A 17,616-nucleotide genomic window follows, 5' to 3' on the forward strand; every position below is an offset into this window, starting at 1 on the left:
TACGTTTATCCTGTGATCCTCACCCCCGAGACAAGAGGGCATGTCTGCCAAAGATTTCATCACCCCACAGTATTGATAAGAACTCGTTTGCCCATCGTTTAAAGATGGTTGTCATTGTTTGACAGCACAATGTTAGATAAAATACCTGATTTGTTGCAAATGTTTCAATAAATATTTTGTATTTATCGAAAATGTTCAATAAATTGCATATTATAATTGATTTTATCAAAAAAATAAAGGAAAATGTCTTCAAAATTGAATCTTGACAAACTCGATTTCCAGATCATCCAGGAAATGATGGAGGATGCTGAGATTTCCTATGCCGACCTGGGAAAGAAGCTGTTCGTGTCGGGAGGTACCATCCATGTGCGGATCAAGAAACTGGAAGAACTAAATATAGTTAAAGGTAAAAGATTATCGGTTGACCTCAAAGCCCTCGGGTACGATGTAATCGCATTCATTGGTATTTACCTCGAAAAAAGTTCTTTATACGATACTGTTGCCAAAGAGCTCAAAAAAATACCGCAGATCGTGCGGCTCAACTACACCACGGGTAACTACAGCATGTTTGCAGAGATCGTTTGTAAAGATATCCAGCAGCTGCGTTTTGTGTTGCACGATGAATTGCAGAAGATCAAGGGTATTGAAAGAACAGAAACTTTTATTTCGCTGGAAGAAAGCTTTTGCAGGAATGTAATAGTGATACAGGAAAATTAATTTTTGTTCCGCACACTCAATGCATCCCTTAAACCATTGCCCAATAAATTAAATGCCAGCACGAGCAACATGATGGCAATACCGGGCGCCAGCGCCAGCATTGGGTTATGCGTGATGATGAAATTATAATTCTCTTTGATCATCAATCCCCAACTGGGCTGCGGTGGTTGCACACCTACGCCCAGAAAACTAAGTCCCGCTTCTATTACAATGGCCGAAGCAAAATTGCTGGCGGCGATCACCATAACCGGACCAAGTATATTGGGCAATACATGCCTGAAAATGATCCTTGCATCTGAATACCCCAACGCTTTTGCGGCCTGGATGTATTCCAATTCGCGAACAGCCAGCACCTGTCCGCGTACCAGTCGCGCTACGTTTACCCACATGGTGAGCCCTACTGCTACAAATACCTGCCAGAATCCTTTCCCCAACATCAGTGTAATAGCAAATACCAACAAAAGTGTGGGTATGCTCCAGGTTACATTGATGAGCCACATGATCAATTCATCTGCCCATCCCCTGAAATAGCCAGCCAACGCGCCCAGCAGGATACCAACGGTGAGTGAGATGAGCACTGCGATCAATCCCACGCCCAGACTCACGCGCACGCCGATGATGAGCCGGCTGAGCAGATCCCTGCCAAACTTATCGGTACCAAACAGATAATGCACACGTATAACCGGTGATGCAGCATCGATGCGCGACAATGCAATCGATTTGCGTTCGGTGATGCCTTCGTCTACAAATTGCTGATACACCATACTATCTCCTTTCACAGCAACAGCAGTTACGGGAACATATTGCCATCCATCTTCCGCACCATTGATCAATCGTTGCCAAAAACCGGTGCGCACCCATTCTTTGTCGCGACGGATTTTTAAAAGATCCATGGTGAATCCCGGCTTCTTACTGCCGATCTCTGGTATCATGCGATTGGCATTGGGTGAATGATCGGGCGCGATAAAAAAAGCGAACAGTGCAAGCAACAAACTACCCGCAATTAGGATCATACCAAAACAGGCGCCTTTATTCTTTAACAACTTTTTAATAAACGGTCCGGGCATAAGGATTAACGTAAAAAAAGAAAATTAAGGAAGAATGACCGATGCAGGGATTTGTTTCGCCGAAAAAGAATAAAGCTGGTTAAACATTTGCAGTTCTATTTTGTCTATCATCTGATAAATCCTAAGCACTATGAAAAGTATTTTTGCGTTTATTCTATCACTACTGGCCCTGGTCTCTATGATCGTGTATGCCTGGTGGCCCGAATCGAAAGAAGTGCACGAGCTGAAATAATCATTGCACTTTCCTTCCTTTCCATTGGTAAGAGCCGAATTTGCCCAGCCATCCGGCAACAACGGTATAAGCAATATGGAAGGGCTGCATAGGAAGGAACCAGTACATGGCAGGCAAATGGCCATAAAATTTGCTTACCGGTATCATAAAGCTCAATTCTACGAGTGTCTTGATTGCGATGAAGATCAGCCAGGGCACCCATCCCCCCGTAAAGAATAAGCTACCGACAAGCCACAGGAACAGACAGGCATTCAGGGCGTATACCAGCGCCAGGGTACGAAATATGCCCCGGTCCTGGTAAGCATCTGCTTTGCTGGCCCAACGTATGCGTTGGTTGATGAAACTGCGCCAATCGGCCATAGGCGCCGTAGCCATGATGGCCCCTTGGGCAAACAGGTATCCCATCCGGTTCGGGTATAATTGCTTGATCTTGTGCATGAGGAACATATCATCTCCGCTGGCCAGGCCATCGATCCCTTTAAAACCATCCACCGCATAAAATACATCCTTCCGATAAGCCAGGTTAGCGCCATTGCACATGGTATGAAAACCGGCCGATACTGCCGCCGCAGTAATGCCCTGCAGGCTGATAAAATCCAGCAACTGGAACGTATCGAGAAAATTACCTTTTGTTGTGAACATCACAGGCGCCGCCACAAATACAGGTTGGTATTGCCTGATATATGCATCTAACAGGGAGAGCCAGCCGGGTTTTGCCTGGCAGTCGGCATCGGTGGTCACCACCCATTCCCCGCTACTCGTTGCGATGGCCAGTTCCAGGGCCTTTTTTTTGTAAGAATTCAAAGCATTGGGCTCCACATGGTCGGCCATATTGATGAGGCACAGGTTGGCATGTTGCGCCTGCCATGCTTTTACAACAGCTTCGGTACGGTCTGTAGAATGATCGTTCACTATAATGACCTCAAAATGGGTACCTGGATATGATTGTCCGAATATGGAAGCCAGACAGTTACCGATCTGCCCTTCTTCGTTCCGCGCCGGTATGATGATGGAAAAACGCGTGGGAGCGCCGGGTACCGGGGCCGGCTCAAACGGCCGCAGCCGTAAAAACCAGCTGCGATATTGGAGAATAAGTACAGCGTAGACAGCCAATAACAGCGTTGTAACAATGATTATGGCAGTATACATCGAACAAAGAAACTTATTCTTGGAGATATCACAAAAACAGCCGTACTTTGAATTAGTTGCATAACTAACTATATGTCAAACAACCAATTTAAAAGAGGAGAGTTATACAGCGTCATCAACAATATGGCGTCTACCGCTGTGGCACGCCGTATGCAGAAGAACTTCAGGCGGGCGGGGCTCGATATCACCATCGAGCAGTGGAGTGTATTGTATCATTTGTGGAAAGAAGACTGCCTAAGCCAGCAAGAGTTGTGCAACAGAACATTTCGCGACAAACCCAGTATCACGCGTCTCATTGATAACCTTGAAAAACAGAAACTGGTAAAGCGTATGCCTTCCAAAGAAGACCGGCGTATTAACCTGGTTTGCTTAACAGAGACAGCCAAAGAATTGCAGGACCGTACGATTGAACTGGCCAACCAAACGATGAGCGAGGCATTGGTGGGCGTGAACAAGGAAGAGATTGAAACGGTGAAAACAGTTTTGCAAAGAGTATATGATAACCTTACGGGCAATTAGCATGATCTTCTTTAACGCATAAATTTCATTTCATGGAAACGAAACAAACAACCGCATTGCATGGCGGCGAATGGCTGATCAAAGAAAGCAATCCGTTCGATACTTTCATCTACGAAGATTTCAATGAAGAGCAAAATATGGTGATGGATATGTGTCACCAGTTCCTGGATGCCGATGTGATACCTGTGCTGGATAAGATCGATAAAATGGAACCGGGCCTGATGCCTTCGCTACTGGAAAAAGCTGGTGAGCAGGGATTGTTGTCCACTTCCTTACCCGAGCAGTATGGCGGTTTAGGTAAAGATTTCATTACTTCTACCATTGTGAACGAAGGATTGGGCGGCGGCCATTCTTTTTCGGTTGCGCTTGCAGCACATACCGGAATTGGTTCATTACCCATATTGTATTTTGGTACGGAAGCGCAGAAACAAAAATATATCCCCAAACTGGGCAGCGGTGAATGGAAGGGCTCTTATGGTTTAACAGAACCCAACAGTGGCAGCGATGCATTGGGTGCCAAGACCACCGCCAAGTTAAGTGAAGACGGAAAATATTATTTGCTGAACGGACAAAAATGCTGGATCACCAATGGTGGTTTTGCCGATGTGTACACTGTGTTTGCCAAGATCGATGGCGATAAATTTACCGCCTTCATTGTAGAGAGAGGATTTGAGGGATTCACACAAGGACCCGAAGAACACAAGATGGGCATCAAAGGTTCTTCTACTGTGCAGTTGTATTTCCAGGATTGTAAAGTGCCTGTAGAAAACCTGCTGGGTGAAATTGGCCGCGGTCATATCATTGCATTCAACATCCTCAATATCGGCCGCCTGAAACTCTGTGCAGCCGCACTGGGCGGTGCGAAGCGTGCCGCGGATATTTCCATTCAATATGCCAAAACAAGGGAACAGTTCAAACTGCCCATTGCCAGGTTCGGTGCCATACGCCACAAGATGGCCGAAATGGCTATCCGCATGTGGGTTTGTGAAAGCGCTTTATACCGCGCCGCCAAATGGATTGATGACAAAGAACGGGAGCTGGAAGCCAGTGGTAAAACTTTTGCCGAAGCGCTGCTGGGTGCCGCCGAAGAATATGCCATCGAATGCGCCATGCTGAAAGTATATGGCAGCGAGATGCTGGATTATGTGGTGGACGAAGGCGTGCAGATACACGGGGGCAATGGTTTCAGTGATGAATACGTGATTTCCAAAGCCTATCGCGACAGCCGTATCAACCGCATTTATGAAGGTACCAACGAGATCAACCGCCTGCTTACGGTAGACATGGTATTGAAACGCGCCATGAAAGGCAAGCTCGACCTGATGGGTCCTGCCCTTGCCGTGCAAAAAGAACTGATGAGCATCCCAGATTTCGGGGCCGAAGAAGAAGGGGCATTTGCCAAAGAACGCAAATACATCGTCAATTTCAAGAAAGCCATTCTGATGGTGGCGGGAGCCGCCGTGCAGAAACTGATGATGCAGCTCGATAAAGAACAGGAAATACTCATGAACATCGCCGATATGGCCATCGAAACCTTCAATGCCGAAAGCGCCCTGCTGCGGCTGATAAAACTGGCCGACAGCAAGGGGATAGAAGCAGTTGCCCTGCAGGCCGATATTGTACGCACTTACCTCTACGATGCGGCCGACCGCATCAACAAGGCCGGTAAAGATGCGCTGAACGGCTTTGCCGATGGCGATGAACTGCGGATGATGCATATTGGCCTCAAACGCTTTACCAAGCTGGAGCCATTCAATACCAAAGATGCCCGCAGGAGGATATCCGACAGGCTGGTGGCCGATAACGGCTATCATATCTGAGAAAAGGCCCAAAAAAATTCTTGGATTTCATAAATTTTGTTAATATTTGTTTTGTTTTACGGTTGCTTGCTCAAACAGTGGCCTCATCACCAAATGGTAGTGAGGCCATTAATTTTTATCATCCCATCTTCCCTACCTTCAACAGATGAAACGATTTTTTCTTTTTATCTGCCTGGTGATGAGTATTTGCAGTCTAAAGGCACAGACTAATACTTCTTATGTGGCCGGACTTGCTACCGGCAAATTGCCTGCGCTGGTCTATGGCCTGGGTGAAGACAGGCTGGGCGGCGCCAAAATGGGCTATATCGATTCAAATGTTGTGCTGCGTGTGATAGACTCTACCAAAGACCTTTATAAAGTACAACTGTCGAAGTCTCACACTGCTTATATCGAGAAACCTTATGTTCGCTTCGATACTATTGTGCAGTTAAAACCTTTTTACCTCACCAATTCTTTCATGGCCAAAGGCGATTCGCTGTTCGATTATGTAAGCATTCATGTAGACGGGAAGTTGCCTTACAAGAGCTGGATGGAAATTGATCCGGCCAGGATCATGGTGGATATATATGGTGTGCAGAGCAATACCAACTGGATCACCCAGCTTCGTTCGCTGAAAGAAGTGAAGAATGTGTATTACAACCAGGTAGAAGATGATGTGGTGCGCGTAACCATTGAACTGCAACACAAGCAACATTGGGGTTACAATATTGCTTACAAAGGGAACGCACTCACGGTGAGGATCAAAAGACAACCGGCTGTGCTCGACATACGCAAGCTGAAAATAGCCATCGATGCGGGACACGGAGGAACCAATACAGGCGCATCGGGCGTTAGAACAGGCGCTGAAGAAAAAACATACACCCTGCTTTTTGCCAAAGCATTCGAAAAATACCTGAAGCTCCGTGGCGCTCATAAAATCATCATGACGCGCAGAACCGATACTACTTTCGATAACAAAGACCGTGTATTGTTCCTGCAACAGCAGAACCCCGATCTGCTCATCAGCTTTCACCTCAATTCCAGTAATAACGAAGAAGTGAAAGGCGTGAGCACGTATTATAAGCACATCGGTTTTCGCCCGCTTACAACGGCCATTTTACGCAATATGCTTACACTGGGACTCGATGAATTCGGCAACGTAGGCAATTTCAATTTTGCATTGAATGGCCCCACCGATTTTCCCAACAGCCTTGTTGAGATAGCATTCCTGAGCAATGCATCTGATGAAAAGCGTATACTGAACGCCAAGTTCCGCGACGATGTAGCTAAAAAAGTATACTTAGGAATTACGCAATGGCTGTTATCAATGAAATAATTAGCCAATTCGACAATTCGGCAATGGGTTAATAAATGCTCGTACAGTATCAAAAAAACATTGCCGAATTGTCGAATTGCCAAATTGTCGAATTAATGCTTTATGAATCTTTCGAAAAATTCCATCGTACGTAACATCTGATCGATGCGCTGGCGGTTGTTGCCACTGCGGGTAAGTTCATGGGTGCCACCGGGATGCCTTACGTATTCAACGGTGCGGCCCAATACTTTCAGGCTCTTGTATAACATTTCACTTTGTATGACGCCCGTGCGTAAATCGTTTTCGCCATGGAAGATGAGATAAGGTGTATGGATATTCTGCACATAGCTGATGGGCGACTCATGTTCAATCACTGCTTTCGCTTTTTCTTCCCAGGGATAGCCGCCGAAATAATTCGGTACCAATCGCCATGCATTGCCTTCTCCGAAGAAAGTACCCAACTCATATACGCCGCGTTGTGAACAGGCTGCTTTGAATCGCTGGTCGTGCGATACGATCCAGGCAACAAGATAGCCGGCATAAGAGCCGCCGGTCACTGCCATACGCGCTGTGTCGATAAAGCCTTCTTCCACTGCTTTGTCCAGTGCAGTGAGCACATCGGAAGTGGGGCCTGTACCCCAATCGTTGATATTGTCACGCAGAAATGCAGCGCCATAACCACCTGATCCGCGGGGATTGCAATACACCACTGCATATCCTTTAGCGCAATAATACTGGAACTCATGCCACATAGAAGATTCACCAGGGCCCCACATCGCAGAAGGTCCGCCGTGAATATTTAAAATGGTCGGATATTTTTTACCGGCTTCATAGTTGTACGGTTTCATCATCCAATATTCAACTGTCATGCCCTTGCTGTTCACAAAAGTTTTTTTCTCGGGGAAGCTTAGATACTTGTCTTTGATCCAGGCAGTATTGAAGTTGCTGAGCCTTTTTTCATTTTTACCATTGCTATCTGCTACATACAATTCGGAAGGATCAGCCACTTCTGTTTTAGCAAACACAATAGCATTCGGTTTCAACGCATAGCTGTTGAGGCCCACGTTGAAGTCGAACAACGCTTCCACTTTGCGTGTTTGCATGTCTACCCTGTACAGGGGCGCACCTCCATTGCTTTGGGCGATGAAGTATAAATATTTTTCGTCTTTGCTCCAGCCGAGTGCGCCCTTGCTGCGATCGAACGGAATGTTGATGATGTCGTTGGCTGTTCCGTGCAGCGGCATAACGGCCAGTGTGGGCACATCCACAAAAGAAGTGTTACCATATTGGAAGGCCAGCCACTTGCCGGAGGGAGAAACAGTTGGACTGTTATAATTCTTTCCGGCCTCACCCAGTATTTTGCGGAGTTGGTGACTGTTCAGGTCAACCAGGTAAATTTCACTTTCCAGTACACGGTCGGGATGCCGCACAGAATCTACATTGCCGCTGATGACAAGCTGTTTGCCATCGGGCGTGAATTCGGCATTGTTGAAACGGTGAAACCCATGCGTTACGGCTACGGGTTGCGCGTCTGGCTGCAGGCCAATCAAAAAGAAATGGGTGAAATACATTTCAGGTGAAGTGGTAGACTCTTCCTGGAAGTTGAGCTTGTTGAATACTTTGGCCTTTTTATCAACGGTGTTGAGGTCGAGATAAGCCCTGATCTCCTCGAGGTCGCCATCGGGATCGGGCTTGGTATTGGAGGCTTTGAGTTGTTCATTGCCGGCAAAACCCGGTTTTTCATAAGGCCATTGGGGGATGGCTTTACCTGGATTGAGCAGGGAATCTTTCAGTAATTCCCGCAGGGAGATGCTGGAAGAGAACAGGATCTGATGTCCATCGGGACTCCATTTGGGAGAGGCGGCCCCATATCTCGAATGTGTCAATTGTTGGGGTTCGCCGCCATCGAAAGAGAGTAAAAATACCTGGGGCTTGCCTTCGACCGCCCTGGTGAAAGCCAGTTGTTTTCCATCCGGACTCCAGGTAGGCTGGGTAGCGTTCTCTTTGGAACTGAGCAGGCGCGGAACCGCTGAGCCATCTACCGGTACCAGGTACAACTGGTTTACATACTTGTATTCCCACCTGGCATCGCCATCGGGTTCAATAGCGGTAACGCTGAAAACGGCTTTGGAACCATCCGGACTCAACGTAATAGCACCCACCTGCCTGATCTTCAGCATGTCGGTTACTTTCATGGGCTCCTGACCTTTTTGCGCACAGAGAAGACCGCAGTAGCAGCAGCTCAACAGAAGTATTAATTTTTTCATATATCAGTTTGTGCGGTTAAAATACAAAGAAATGACAGTACAAGCCTGATGGTTTTGTAACTTAGCGGACTCAAATTGGTTTAAGATGTCAGCAGCAGCAGCAACGAGCGTTCCGCTCACCGCGAAAGATTTTGCAACAGACCAGGAAGTAAGGTGGTGTCCGGGTTGTGGTGATTATTCTATACTCGCACAGGTACAAAAAATAATGCCTGGGATAGGCGTACCCAAAGAAAATATTGTTATTATCAGTGGAATTGGCTGCAGCAGCCGTTTCCCTTATTACATAAATACTTTTGGCATGCACTCCATCCACGGACGTGCAACAGCCATCGCCAGTGGGTTAAAAGCCACCAGGCCCGAATTGAGTGTTTGGATCGTAACCGGTGATGGGGATAGTCTCAGCATTGGCGGCAACCATACCATTCATTTGCTGCGCAGGAATTTCGATGTGAATGTACTGATGTTCAATAACCAGATCTATGGTTTAACCAAGGGGCAGTATTCACCTACTTCCGAGCAGCAAAAGATTACCAAGAGTACGCCTTTCGGAAGTATCGATCATCCGTTCAATCCGGCTGCACTGGCTATGGGAGCCGATGCCAGCTTTGTGGGCCGCAGTATGGACCGTGATCCCAAGCACCTGCAATATATGCTCACACGTTCGCACCAGCACAAAGGCGCTTCTTTCCTGGAAATATACCAGAACTGTAACATCTTCAATGATGGCGCTTTTGAGGTATTCACTGAAAAATCATCAAAAGCCGATGAGGCTTTGTTCCTCGAACAGGGAAAACCACTGGTATTTGGTGCTACCCAAAACAAGGGTATCAAACTGGATGGTTTAAAACCTGTGGTGGTGGAATTAGGCAACGGCGTCAGCGCTGATGACCTGTGGATACACGATGAGCGTGATTTCTTCAAAGCACAGTTACTGGTTCGTTTGTTCGATGACCCCAATAAAGAAGGCGGCCATTATCCCCGGCCCTTCGGTGTGTTCTTTGAAACAGACCGTGCCTGCTATGAAGATGTGATGAGCATGCAGATAGAAGAGACCATCGCTACCAAAGGAAAAGGCGATCTGGATAAACTGTTGCGCGGTAAAGAAGTTTGGGAAATTATATAATGCCGGTTGGGTATTAATAAACGCTGTCGCCAATATTATTGCGCATGGCAATCAGCGCCAGTCCTACTCTTGACGATACCTGCAATTTCTGGTACAACAGGTCGCGGAAATTATCGATGACACGTAGTGGAACACCCATAACTTCTGCGATCTCGCGGTGTGTTTTTTCTGTACAATAAAGCGCTAGAAATTCTTTCTCTTTTTCATCCAGTTCATTTACCATTTTTTGCTCCTCGTCGTCGGCGCTATTGGTAGACTGGAAATTATGAATGATACTGTCACAGGTAACCCTGTTGAGGTATACGCCTTTATGCATCAGCCCGTCGAGCGCCGCTTTCAGTTCCTGTGGCCGGCAATCTTTCAACAGGAATCCCTTGGCGCCGTTCTTGAACATCCGTATGATGGAACGTTCATCGCTGAGCATGGTCAGCGCCAGTATTTTGATTTGCGGGTAATGGTTGGTGAGCCATAATGCCGTCTCGTACCCATTCATCTCGGGCATGGTAATATCCAGGATAACAATCTCAGGCAGGTTTTCGGGATCCAGTTGTTTGACGAATTGCTTTCCGTTATTGGCTTCAAAAAGAACGGTATAATCGGGAAAAGAATTAATCAATGAAACGAGTCCATTCCTCAGCAGTACATGGTCATCGACCAAGACGATCTTTGTCATAGCAGCGCATTATATAGATAAATAATCATTTCCAGTTTGGTTTTGAAAAGACAAAACCTATGCCGGAATGATGCGACTACAAATTTGCGGGTTTACAACAGAATAAAATGAGGTGTTTATACGGAATTCGTATGTAGAAATCACCATTTTTAAAACAGTGTTTTTCACGTACAACTGCAGAAATCACCTATTCAGTTCTTTATTGGCGAGTTCAAATATTTTTTTCTTTTTCCAATTGTACCAGGGATGCGGAAAAGTTTTCTTCATCATTGTGTCAATCGTACGCATTCCAAACAGGTTCCATACACCGCTTAATTTTCCGGTGAAGGAAGACTGCATAGCACGAAGGCTCATGGCAAATCCGCTGTCGAGGTATTCCATGTGGTGCCAGTATCCGGCAGGCATGAAAAGTGTATCGCCATGTTCCAATACAGCATCATATCCCCTGGCCAGTCTGAGTGCAGGGAAGGTTTCGTAATCGGGCGTGCTGTTGTGCTTGTAATAATGACTGAAATCGGCCAGGCTCAATACTTCAAAGGGTTTGCGGTAGAGCTTGTGTTCTTCTTCTTTGGGAAACAACAATACACGCTTCCTTCCCACAAACTGTATATGCAGGATATGACTCAGGTCGATATCGAAATGCATGTGGGTGATGCTGGTGGCGCCGCCCACGAATAACATGGGATAGCGCTTTACAAAACCCGTCATCAGTTCATCGGGCCAGGTAAAATCATTGGTGAGTTGTGGTGCGTGTTCGAAAATATTGAAAAGAAAAATGCGCCATCCGGCGGGACCTTTGCGGATCATATCAATGTATTCACCAAAGGTCTTGTAATCGTCGGCCTTGTTGATGGGGGTATACGCATCACTCTTGGTATTATTATAGAGGCCTACTTTTTTATCGCCCACCAGTTGCTTGAAATAATCCCAGTTCCATTTCTCATAAGCCGGCCAGCTTTTAGCCAGGTCTTTTATAATGAGGGGGCGATTGGCTTCGTAATAATTTTTTTTAAAATCTGTCGCACTGATCGAACTTACCACGTCAATAGCCTGTAACTGCATAAAGGAAATTTTACATGCAAAAATAAGATGAATGCGCTATTTTTAGGGATGCTTTTGCATATCCATCCGGACAATCCACAGACCCGGCATTTGAAAACTGTTGCAGAATGTCTTTTATCGGGTGGCATCGTCATTTATCCTACTGATACAATATATGGACTCGGATGCGATATTTTCCAGCACAAATCGGTGGAACGCATCGCGCGTATCAAACAAATAGAAACCCATAAAGCGCAATTGAGTTTTGTTTGTTACGACCTGAGCGACCTGAGCCAGTATACCAAGAGCACCTCCACGCCCCTATACCGTTTATTGAAAAGTCATTTGCCCGGTCCTTATACTTTTATCCTGCCGGCCAGTAAGGAAGTCCCTAAAATTTTACAGAGCAAAAAGAGTACCATAGGGCTCAGGGTGCCCAACAACCGCATTGCCCGTGGCATTGTACAAGAACTGCGCCACCCTATATTATCTGCTTCTTTGCCCGGGGAAATGGTGGAAGAATACACCGATCCCGAACTGATCTATGAGAAATTCGGCAGCCAGGTAGATATTGTGATCAATGGCGGCATTGGCGGTATGATACCTTCTACGGTGATCGACTGCACACACGATGCGTATGAAGTGATCAGGGAAGGAGCAGGTGTGGTGGATTTTTGATGATGTTGAAACTGTGCCGGTGGTATTTACACAAACCATGTTTTTCAATGGCAGTCCTGTGGTCGGCTGTTCCGTACCCTTTGTTGCGATCCCATTTATATTGCGGAAATTCCAGGTGCAGCTCCTGCATAAACGCATCGCGGTATGTTTTGGCGAGAACGCTTGCGGCGGCGATGCTGGCATAAATACCATCGCCTTTGACAATACAACGATGCGGGGTTTGCCGGTAAGGGATGAAGCGGTTGCCATCGATGAGCAACAACTGTGGTGAAGTCGTTAACTGATCAATGGATAAATGCATGGCTTTGTAAGAAGCTTTGAGGATGTTGATGCGATCGATCTCGTGATTGTCTACCTGCGCCACTGCCCAGGCGATGGCGGCAGATTCTATCACAGGTCTCAACGATTCACGCTGCGTTGCAGAAAGTTGTTTACTGTCGTTCAGCAACGGATGATGAAAATCGACCGGCAGTATTACTGCCGCTGCAAATACTGGTCCCGCATAACAACCCCTGCCTGCTTCATCACAGCCCGCCTCTATCAGATCCTTTTGAAAATGCGATTGTAACACGCGGTAAAATTCAACATTCCGTTTCATATCTCCCAATACAGTTTCAGTACCTTTGTGCCATTCTGAAAAAGGAGTTATGGATACAACGGCACGTTCTTCGAAATTAGTAGCCACCTGGTTGCTGGTGGGAGTGGGTATGACAGTGATACAGATAGCGCTGGGGGGCATTACCCGTTTAACGGGAAGCGGGTTATCTATCACCGAATGGAATGTAATTACGGGAACAATTCCCCCATTGAATGAGCAACAATGGATGGAAGAGTTCAATAAATACAGGCAGACGCCGCAGTTCTATTTATTGAATTTCGATTTTACCCTCTCCGATTTTAAATTCATTTTTTTCTGGGAATGGTTTCATCGTTTGTGGGCTAAGTTGATCAGTATGGTTTTTGCCGTTGGATTTATATGGTTTCTGTTGAAAGGCCATTTCAAGAAAGAAATGATCAGGCCACTCCTCATATTGTTTTTACTGGGCGCTTTACAGGGAGCAGTAGGCTGGATCATGGTAGCCAGTGGTTTAACGGGCGATGCCGTATATGTGAAACCTACCCGGCTGGCCCTGCATTTCATATTTGCACTGGGACTACTCTGCTACACTTTCTGGTTTGCTCTGCAGCTATTGGTGAAAAAAGAACAGTTAACCTATAACACCGGTGCGAGAAAATGGAATTGGTTATTGCTTTGCCTGCTGGTAATACAATTGTTATATGGTGCATTGATGGCCGGACATAAAGCGGCTACGGCGGCGCCCAGCTGGCCCACCATCAATGGACAGTGGATACCGGAAAAAATGTTTGCCAATGAACATTTCCTGCTCAACTTCATCGACAACAAAACGTTAATCCATTTTATACATCGGGGGCTGGCGTATTTGTTGCTGGTATTGATTATTATCTGGACGTTGCGATTGTTTAAAACAAAAGGAACAGGGTTATTCGATCGCACCAGATGGATGCCGCTGGCTGTAGTAAGCTTGCAGGTATTGCTGGGCATTGCAGTAGTACTCACCAGCACCGGTATCGAACCGGGTAAATGGGGTATATTTGAATGGACGGCGCAATTACACCAACTAATAGGCATGTTGTTGTTGCTGTCACTGGTGTGGATGCTGTATATTGTGCGAAGGGAAAGAGCGGTAGTGTAAATCAAGCAGCAACTGCTATAAAAAAATGGTCTTGGTTGTATGAAAAAATACCTGGTTGGTTTCTGGTTCTCACTGCCTGTTCAGCTTTTACTCCTGCACCTCCGCAGGTACCAGGTATTCCTGTTGTTCTGGTATATTTTATTTGCCACGGTAGCCGGTGATTTCATGCATACATTCGGTGCAGATTCTCTTTTCCTGGCGCCTGAATATTTTGGTGAAGTGAGTCCGATCAGTACCGGCATTGTGGGTTTTTCAGTCGGTGTGTTCATCATGAGCTGGAATATCACCACTTTCATCCTGCACAGCAAGCACTTGAAATTCCTCGCTACAACGGCGCAACCATTCTTAAAATACTGTATCAACAATGCGGTGATACCACTTACTTTCCTGGTGTTTTACTTCATCAAAGCCGTCAATTATGCGAGCGACCAGGAATTGTTTCCTTTGTCGGAAGTATTGCTGATGGTGGGCGGTTTTGCAGTGGGCATTATCTTGTCTATACTCATTGCATTCATTTATTTTTTCGGCGCCGATAAAACCATTTACAGGAGTATGGCCAATGTGATTACCACGGCCAATACCCGTTATGCAGAGATATCGAAGAATAATCCACTACCCAAAGAAAAGGCCGACCTGAAAGTAGATTGGTTCCTGAGCGCCAGCCTGCACCTGCGCAAACCAAGGGATGTGCGGCACTACAGCCAGGATTTCCTCGATACCATTTTCAAACGGCACCATTTTGCGGCCGTTATTGCCATACTGGTTGCGTTCATTTTCCTGGTGGCATTGGGTTATATTTCAGATACCCGCTTGTTCCAGCTGCCGGCCGCCGCCAGTATCACCGTATTCTTTGCCATACTGATCGCGGGAGCAGGCGCTATCTCTTTGTTTTTACATAGCTGGAGTCTGTTGTTGCTGGTATCGATCTATGTGGGCATGAATTTTTTGTACCAGCGCAATATCATCGATCCGCGCAACAAAGCATACGGACTGCAATACGAGGGTAAAGAAGAAAGACCTGTTTACAGTCGCGAGTCTGTAATGAAGATGGCTACCCGTGAAAACACGGAGGCTGACAAAAAACAGTACCTCGAAATACTGAACCGGTGGAAAGCCAAACAGGGAAGCGATAAGCCCATCGTATACATCATCAACACCAGCGGAGGCGGTACGCGAAGCGCTACCTTCACCATGAATGCATTGCAAAGGCTCGACAGCATGATGGGTGGTGAATTGATGAAAAGGACATTGCTCATCACAGGGGCTTCGGGTGGTACACTGGGTGCTGCTTATTTCAGGGAACTGTACCTGGAGAAACTGAAAGGGAATTCGATCAACCTCCACGACGGACAATACGTTGATAATATTTCAAAAGACCTGCTGAGTCCTTTGTTCTCTTCTTTTGTAACGCGCGATATCATGGGCCCCGTACAGAAATTCAACAAGTTCGGCTACCAGTATTCCAAAGACCGTGGTTATGCTTTTGAACAGAAGCTCAGTGAGAATACCCATGGGGTGCTTGATAAACGGTTGCAGGATTATGCAATACCGGAGCAAACGGCGCAGATACCTTTCATGTTCTTCAATTCCGTTATTAACCGCGATGGAAGGAAAATGATCATCGGAACCCACCCGGCGCGATTCCTGATGCGCCCTATGACCGATGTTACACATATTACGCCTTTTGATGCCGATGCGGTGGATTTCCATACTTTCTTTGCCAAACAGGATGCGATGAACCTGAGTGTTTTGTCGGCATTGCGCATGAATGCCACTTTCCCTTATGTATTGCCCAATGTATGGTTGCCTTCAGACCCGGTGATCGATGTGATGGATGCGGGGTTGCGCGATAACTTCGGACAGGAAACGGCACTCCGTTTTATTGATGCATTCAAGGGCTGGTTCCAGCAGAATACCAGCAAAGTGGTGTTATTGCAGTTGCGCGACAGGGGGTTGGGCGACTGGGAGCGGCCTTTCGAATCGAGTAACCTGATGGACTGGCTCACCAAGCCTTTTTTACTCTTGCAGAATAACTGGTACAAATTGCAGGACTATTACCAGCACGATCAACTGGAATATTTCTTTGAAGGGTATGGGTTGCAATTTCACCGGCTTTGTTTTCAATACATGCCCTCCCGCAACGATGCGCCGGCCAGTCTGAGCTTTCACCTTACCGCTGCAGAAAAAAGAGACATTGCACTGGCATTGGATAACCCGCTCAACAAACACGAATTTATGAAGTTGGAACGCATCATGAAATAAGCATCAGGGCTGTATCAACTGAAAATAGTCTTTTAGCAATCTTATATTGAACTCTTCCGCGGTTTCCCTGGGTTCGCCATCGATATGCAGCGGCGCCAGTTTGAGGTTGCGGATGGTGAGCGCAGGCGTTTGAAAATACAGGATGTTTTTCTTACCCATGTCATCTACCAACTGTTGCAGTTTATTGTTGCCGCGTATTTGCCGGAGGATGGCAAAGGGCAGTTTGGCTTTGTTCATTTTCTGAGCGATCACTATGTCGAGCAAACCGTCGTGCAGACTGGCTTGTGGCGCAATGGTGAAATGATTGCCGAACTGGTTGCTGTTGGCGATGCTGATGAAAAAAGCTTCTGCGAAAAAAGAAAAATTATCGAGTACGATCTCGAACTGGTAAGGATGTGCTTTGAAATAATGCAGGATGCTTTGTTGTGCGTAGGTAAACAATCCGCGGGTGGCTTTGGTAGAAAAATCATAGGCTACCTGTGCATCGAAGCCAATGCCACTGAGCATGCAGGAATATTCATTGTTTACCATGAATGCATCAACGGGGGCGGCCTTGCCTGCGAAGATGAGCGCCAATGCCTGCTGTGGTTTAGATGGTATGCCTGCGGCCAGCGCCAACCCGTTACCTGAACCCACCGGTATGATGCCGAATTGAACGGGAACGTTACGCAGCGACCGGGTTACCTGGTTCACGGTACCGTCGCCGCCAATGATCACGATATCGGTAATTTTTTCGGCCAGCACTTTATCGCGCAGCCAATCGTAATTACCGGTAGCATTGGTGTCGGTCATTTCATACGAAATGCCCTGTGCGCTTGTTTCCCGCTCTACCAATTTTTTGATGCCCTCTTTTTTGGCAGTTCCCGAAATGGGATTGACGAGATACACTATTTTTCTTTCCATCATCAAAAATTAATGTTCATGCCCGGCTTAGTGTGTTTTATTCTGGTGCAATGCTAAACATTAACGTGTTGTGCTATTGAAAACTCAGGGCATGTTTAATCTGAGCTAGTTTTTTTCCGTTTAAATGATTAATCCAGTGTAAGATTGACATTGAAG

Annotated in this window: 15 protein-coding genes; 8 read left to right on the forward strand and 7 right to left on the reverse strand. The window is 46.4% G+C overall.

What is annotated here, in order from left to right; translation table 11 throughout:
* Positions 1–243: 243 nt before the first annotated feature.
* Positions 244–717: an Lrp/AsnC ligand binding domain-containing protein gene (locus BLU98_RS07740; protein ID WP_026768849.1), complete on the forward strand. Its 474-nt coding sequence runs from the start codon at positions 244–246 to the stop codon at positions 715–717.
* Here the strand turns inward: BLU98_RS07740 and BLU98_RS07745 are convergent.
* Both BLU98_RS07745 and BLU98_RS07750 read right to left on the reverse strand, forming a co-directional pair.
* On the reverse strand, positions 714–1,784 hold the full coding sequence (locus BLU98_RS07745) for an ABC transporter permease (RefSeq protein WP_092723459.1): 1,071 nt from the start codon (positions 1,782–1,784) through the stop codon (positions 714–716). The two genes, BLU98_RS07740 and BLU98_RS07745, sit on opposite strands and share 4 nt — an antisense overlap.
* Before the next feature lie 232 nt (positions 1,785–2,016).
* Complete coding sequence (locus BLU98_RS07750; RefSeq protein ID WP_092723460.1) at positions 2,017–3,165, reverse strand: glycosyltransferase; 1,149 nt, start codon at positions 3,163–3,165, stop codon at positions 2,017–2,019.
* Positions 3,166–3,237: 72 nt separating this feature from the next.
* On the opposite strand from BLU98_RS07750, the gene BLU98_RS07755 reads away from it, so the two are divergent.
* The 3 genes from BLU98_RS07755 to BLU98_RS07765 all read left to right on the forward strand — a co-directional run bounded on the left by BLU98_RS07755 (position 3,238) and on the right by BLU98_RS07765 (position 6,819).
* A complete protein-coding gene (locus BLU98_RS07755; protein ID WP_092723461.1) occupies positions 3,238–3,684 on the forward strand; it encodes a MarR family winged helix-turn-helix transcriptional regulator in 447 nt (148 codons plus the stop codon).
* A 32-nt stretch (positions 3,685–3,716) separates the two neighbouring features.
* Positions 3,717–5,504 (forward strand): acyl-CoA dehydrogenase FadE, encoded by a 1,788-nt coding sequence (locus BLU98_RS07760; protein ID WP_092723462.1) that lies wholly within the window; start codon positions 3,717–3,719, stop codon positions 5,502–5,504.
* A gap of 145 nt (positions 5,505–5,649) precedes the next feature.
* Entirely contained in the window at positions 5,650–6,819 is a 1,170-nt protein-coding gene (locus BLU98_RS07765) for an N-acetylmuramoyl-L-alanine amidase (protein WP_092723463.1), read from the forward strand.
* Positions 6,820–6,911: 92 nt separating this feature from the next.
* On the opposite strand, the gene BLU98_RS07770 is transcribed toward BLU98_RS07765, so the two are convergent.
* Positions 6,912–9,065 carry a S9 family peptidase gene (locus BLU98_RS07770; protein WP_092723464.1) on the reverse strand — a complete coding sequence of 718 codons (2,154 nt, stop codon included), beginning with the start codon at positions 9,063–9,065 and terminating at the stop codon, positions 6,912–6,914.
* An 85-nt stretch (positions 9,066–9,150) separates the two neighbouring features.
* Between BLU98_RS07770 and BLU98_RS07775 the strand changes: the two genes are divergently transcribed.
* The gene (locus BLU98_RS07775; protein WP_092723465.1) at positions 9,151–10,188 is read left to right on the forward strand and encodes a 2-oxoacid:ferredoxin oxidoreductase subunit beta; all 1,038 of its coding nucleotides are present in this window, start codon (positions 9,151–9,153) and stop codon (positions 10,186–10,188) included.
* Positions 10,189–10,201: 13 nt separating this feature from the next.
* Here the strand turns inward: BLU98_RS07775 and BLU98_RS07780 are convergent, their stop codons facing one another.
* The gene (locus tag BLU98_RS07780) at positions 10,202–10,861 is read right to left on the reverse strand and encodes a response regulator transcription factor (RefSeq protein ID WP_092723466.1); all 660 of its coding nucleotides are present in this window, start codon (positions 10,859–10,861) and stop codon (positions 10,202–10,204) included.
* A 183-nt stretch (positions 10,862–11,044) separates the two neighbouring features.
* Positions 11,045–11,923 (reverse strand): cupin-like domain-containing protein, encoded by an 879-nt coding sequence (locus BLU98_RS07785; protein ID WP_092723467.1) that lies wholly within the window; start codon positions 11,921–11,923, stop codon positions 11,045–11,047.
* A gap of 27 nt (positions 11,924–11,950) precedes the next feature.
* On the opposite strand from BLU98_RS07785, the gene BLU98_RS07790 reads away from it, so the two are divergent.
* Positions 11,951–12,580 carry an L-threonylcarbamoyladenylate synthase gene (locus tag BLU98_RS07790; RefSeq protein ID WP_257574809.1) on the forward strand — a complete coding sequence of 210 codons (630 nt, stop codon included), beginning with the start codon at positions 11,951–11,953 and terminating at the stop codon, positions 12,578–12,580.
* Here BLU98_RS07790 and rnhB read toward each other — a convergent pair.
* On the reverse strand, positions 12,549–13,178 hold the full coding sequence (gene rnhB / locus BLU98_RS07795) for a ribonuclease HII (protein ID WP_092723469.1): 630 nt from the start codon (positions 13,176–13,178) through the stop codon (positions 12,549–12,551). The two genes, BLU98_RS07790 and rnhB, sit on opposite strands and share 32 nt — an antisense overlap.
* 49 nt (positions 13,179–13,227) lie before the next feature.
* Between rnhB and BLU98_RS07800 the strand changes: the two genes are divergently transcribed.
* A complete protein-coding gene (locus BLU98_RS07800; RefSeq protein WP_092723470.1) occupies positions 13,228–14,295 on the forward strand; it encodes a COX15/CtaA family protein in 1,068 nt (355 codons plus the stop codon).
* Positions 14,296–14,334: 39 nt separating this feature from the next.
* The gene (locus tag BLU98_RS07805; RefSeq protein WP_092723471.1) at positions 14,335–16,557 is read left to right on the forward strand and encodes a patatin-like phospholipase family protein; all 2,223 of its coding nucleotides are present in this window, start codon (positions 14,335–14,337) and stop codon (positions 16,555–16,557) included.
* 3 nt (positions 16,558–16,560) lie between these two features.
* Here the strand turns inward: BLU98_RS07805 and BLU98_RS07810 are convergent, their stop codons facing one another.
* Positions 16,561–17,460 carry a diacylglycerol/lipid kinase family protein gene (locus tag BLU98_RS07810; RefSeq protein ID WP_092723484.1) on the reverse strand — a complete coding sequence of 300 codons (900 nt, stop codon included), beginning with the start codon at positions 17,458–17,460 and terminating at the stop codon, positions 16,561–16,563.
* Positions 17,461–17,616 lie beyond the last annotated feature (156 nt).

This window comes from Hydrobacter penzbergensis (assembly GCF_900106985.1).
Lineage (GTDB): Bacteria > Bacteroidota > Bacteroidia > Chitinophagales > Chitinophagaceae > Sediminibacterium > Sediminibacterium magnilacihabitans.

Bases quoted from the DNA above. Each gene is read 5' to 3' on its own strand.
- BLU98_RS07805 (WP_092723471.1), top strand. From the start codon at position 14,335: ATGAAAAAATACCTGGTTGGTTTCTGGTTCTCACTGCCTGTTCAGCTT.
- BLU98_RS07740 (WP_026768849.1), top strand. From the start codon at position 244: ATGTCTTCAAAATTGAATCTTGACAAACTCGATTTCCAGATCATCCAG.
- BLU98_RS07810 (WP_092723484.1), bottom strand. From the start codon at position 17,460: ATGGAAAGAAAAATAGTGTATCTCGTCAATCCCATTTCGGGAACTGCC.
- BLU98_RS07765 (WP_092723463.1), top strand. From the start codon at position 5,650: ATGAAACGATTTTTTCTTTTTATCTGCCTGGTGATGAGTATTTGCAGT.
- BLU98_RS07745 (WP_092723459.1), bottom strand. From the start codon at position 1,784: ATGCCCGGACCGTTTATTAAAAAGTTGTTAAAGAATAAAGGCGCCTGT.
- BLU98_RS07775 (WP_092723465.1), top strand. From the start codon at position 9,151: ATGTCAGCAGCAGCAGCAACGAGCGTTCCGCTCACCGCGAAAGATTTT.
- BLU98_RS07750 (WP_092723460.1), bottom strand. From the start codon at position 3,165: ATGTATACTGCCATAATCATTGTTACAACGCTGTTATTGGCTGTCTAC.
- BLU98_RS07790 (WP_257574809.1), top strand. From the start codon at position 11,951: ATGAATGCGCTATTTTTAGGGATGCTTTTGCATATCCATCCGGACAAT.
- BLU98_RS07800 (WP_092723470.1), top strand. From the start codon at position 13,228: ATGGATACAACGGCACGTTCTTCGAAATTAGTAGCCACCTGGTTGCTG.
- BLU98_RS07785 (WP_092723467.1), bottom strand. From the start codon at position 11,923: ATGCAGTTACAGGCTATTGACGTGGTAAGTTCGATCAGTGCGACAGAT.
- rnhB (WP_092723469.1), bottom strand. From the start codon at position 13,178: ATGAAACGGAATGTTGAATTTTACCGCGTGTTACAATCGCATTTTCAA.
- BLU98_RS07780 (WP_092723466.1), bottom strand. From the start codon at position 10,861: ATGACAAAGATCGTCTTGGTCGATGACCATGTACTGCTGAGGAATGGA.
- BLU98_RS07755 (WP_092723461.1), top strand. From the start codon at position 3,238: ATGTCAAACAACCAATTTAAAAGAGGAGAGTTATACAGCGTCATCAAC.
- BLU98_RS07770 (WP_092723464.1), bottom strand. From the start codon at position 9,065: ATGAAAAAATTAATACTTCTGTTGAGCTGCTGCTACTGCGGTCTTCTC.
- BLU98_RS07760 (WP_092723462.1), top strand. From the start codon at position 3,717: ATGGAAACGAAACAAACAACCGCATTGCATGGCGGCGAATGGCTGATC.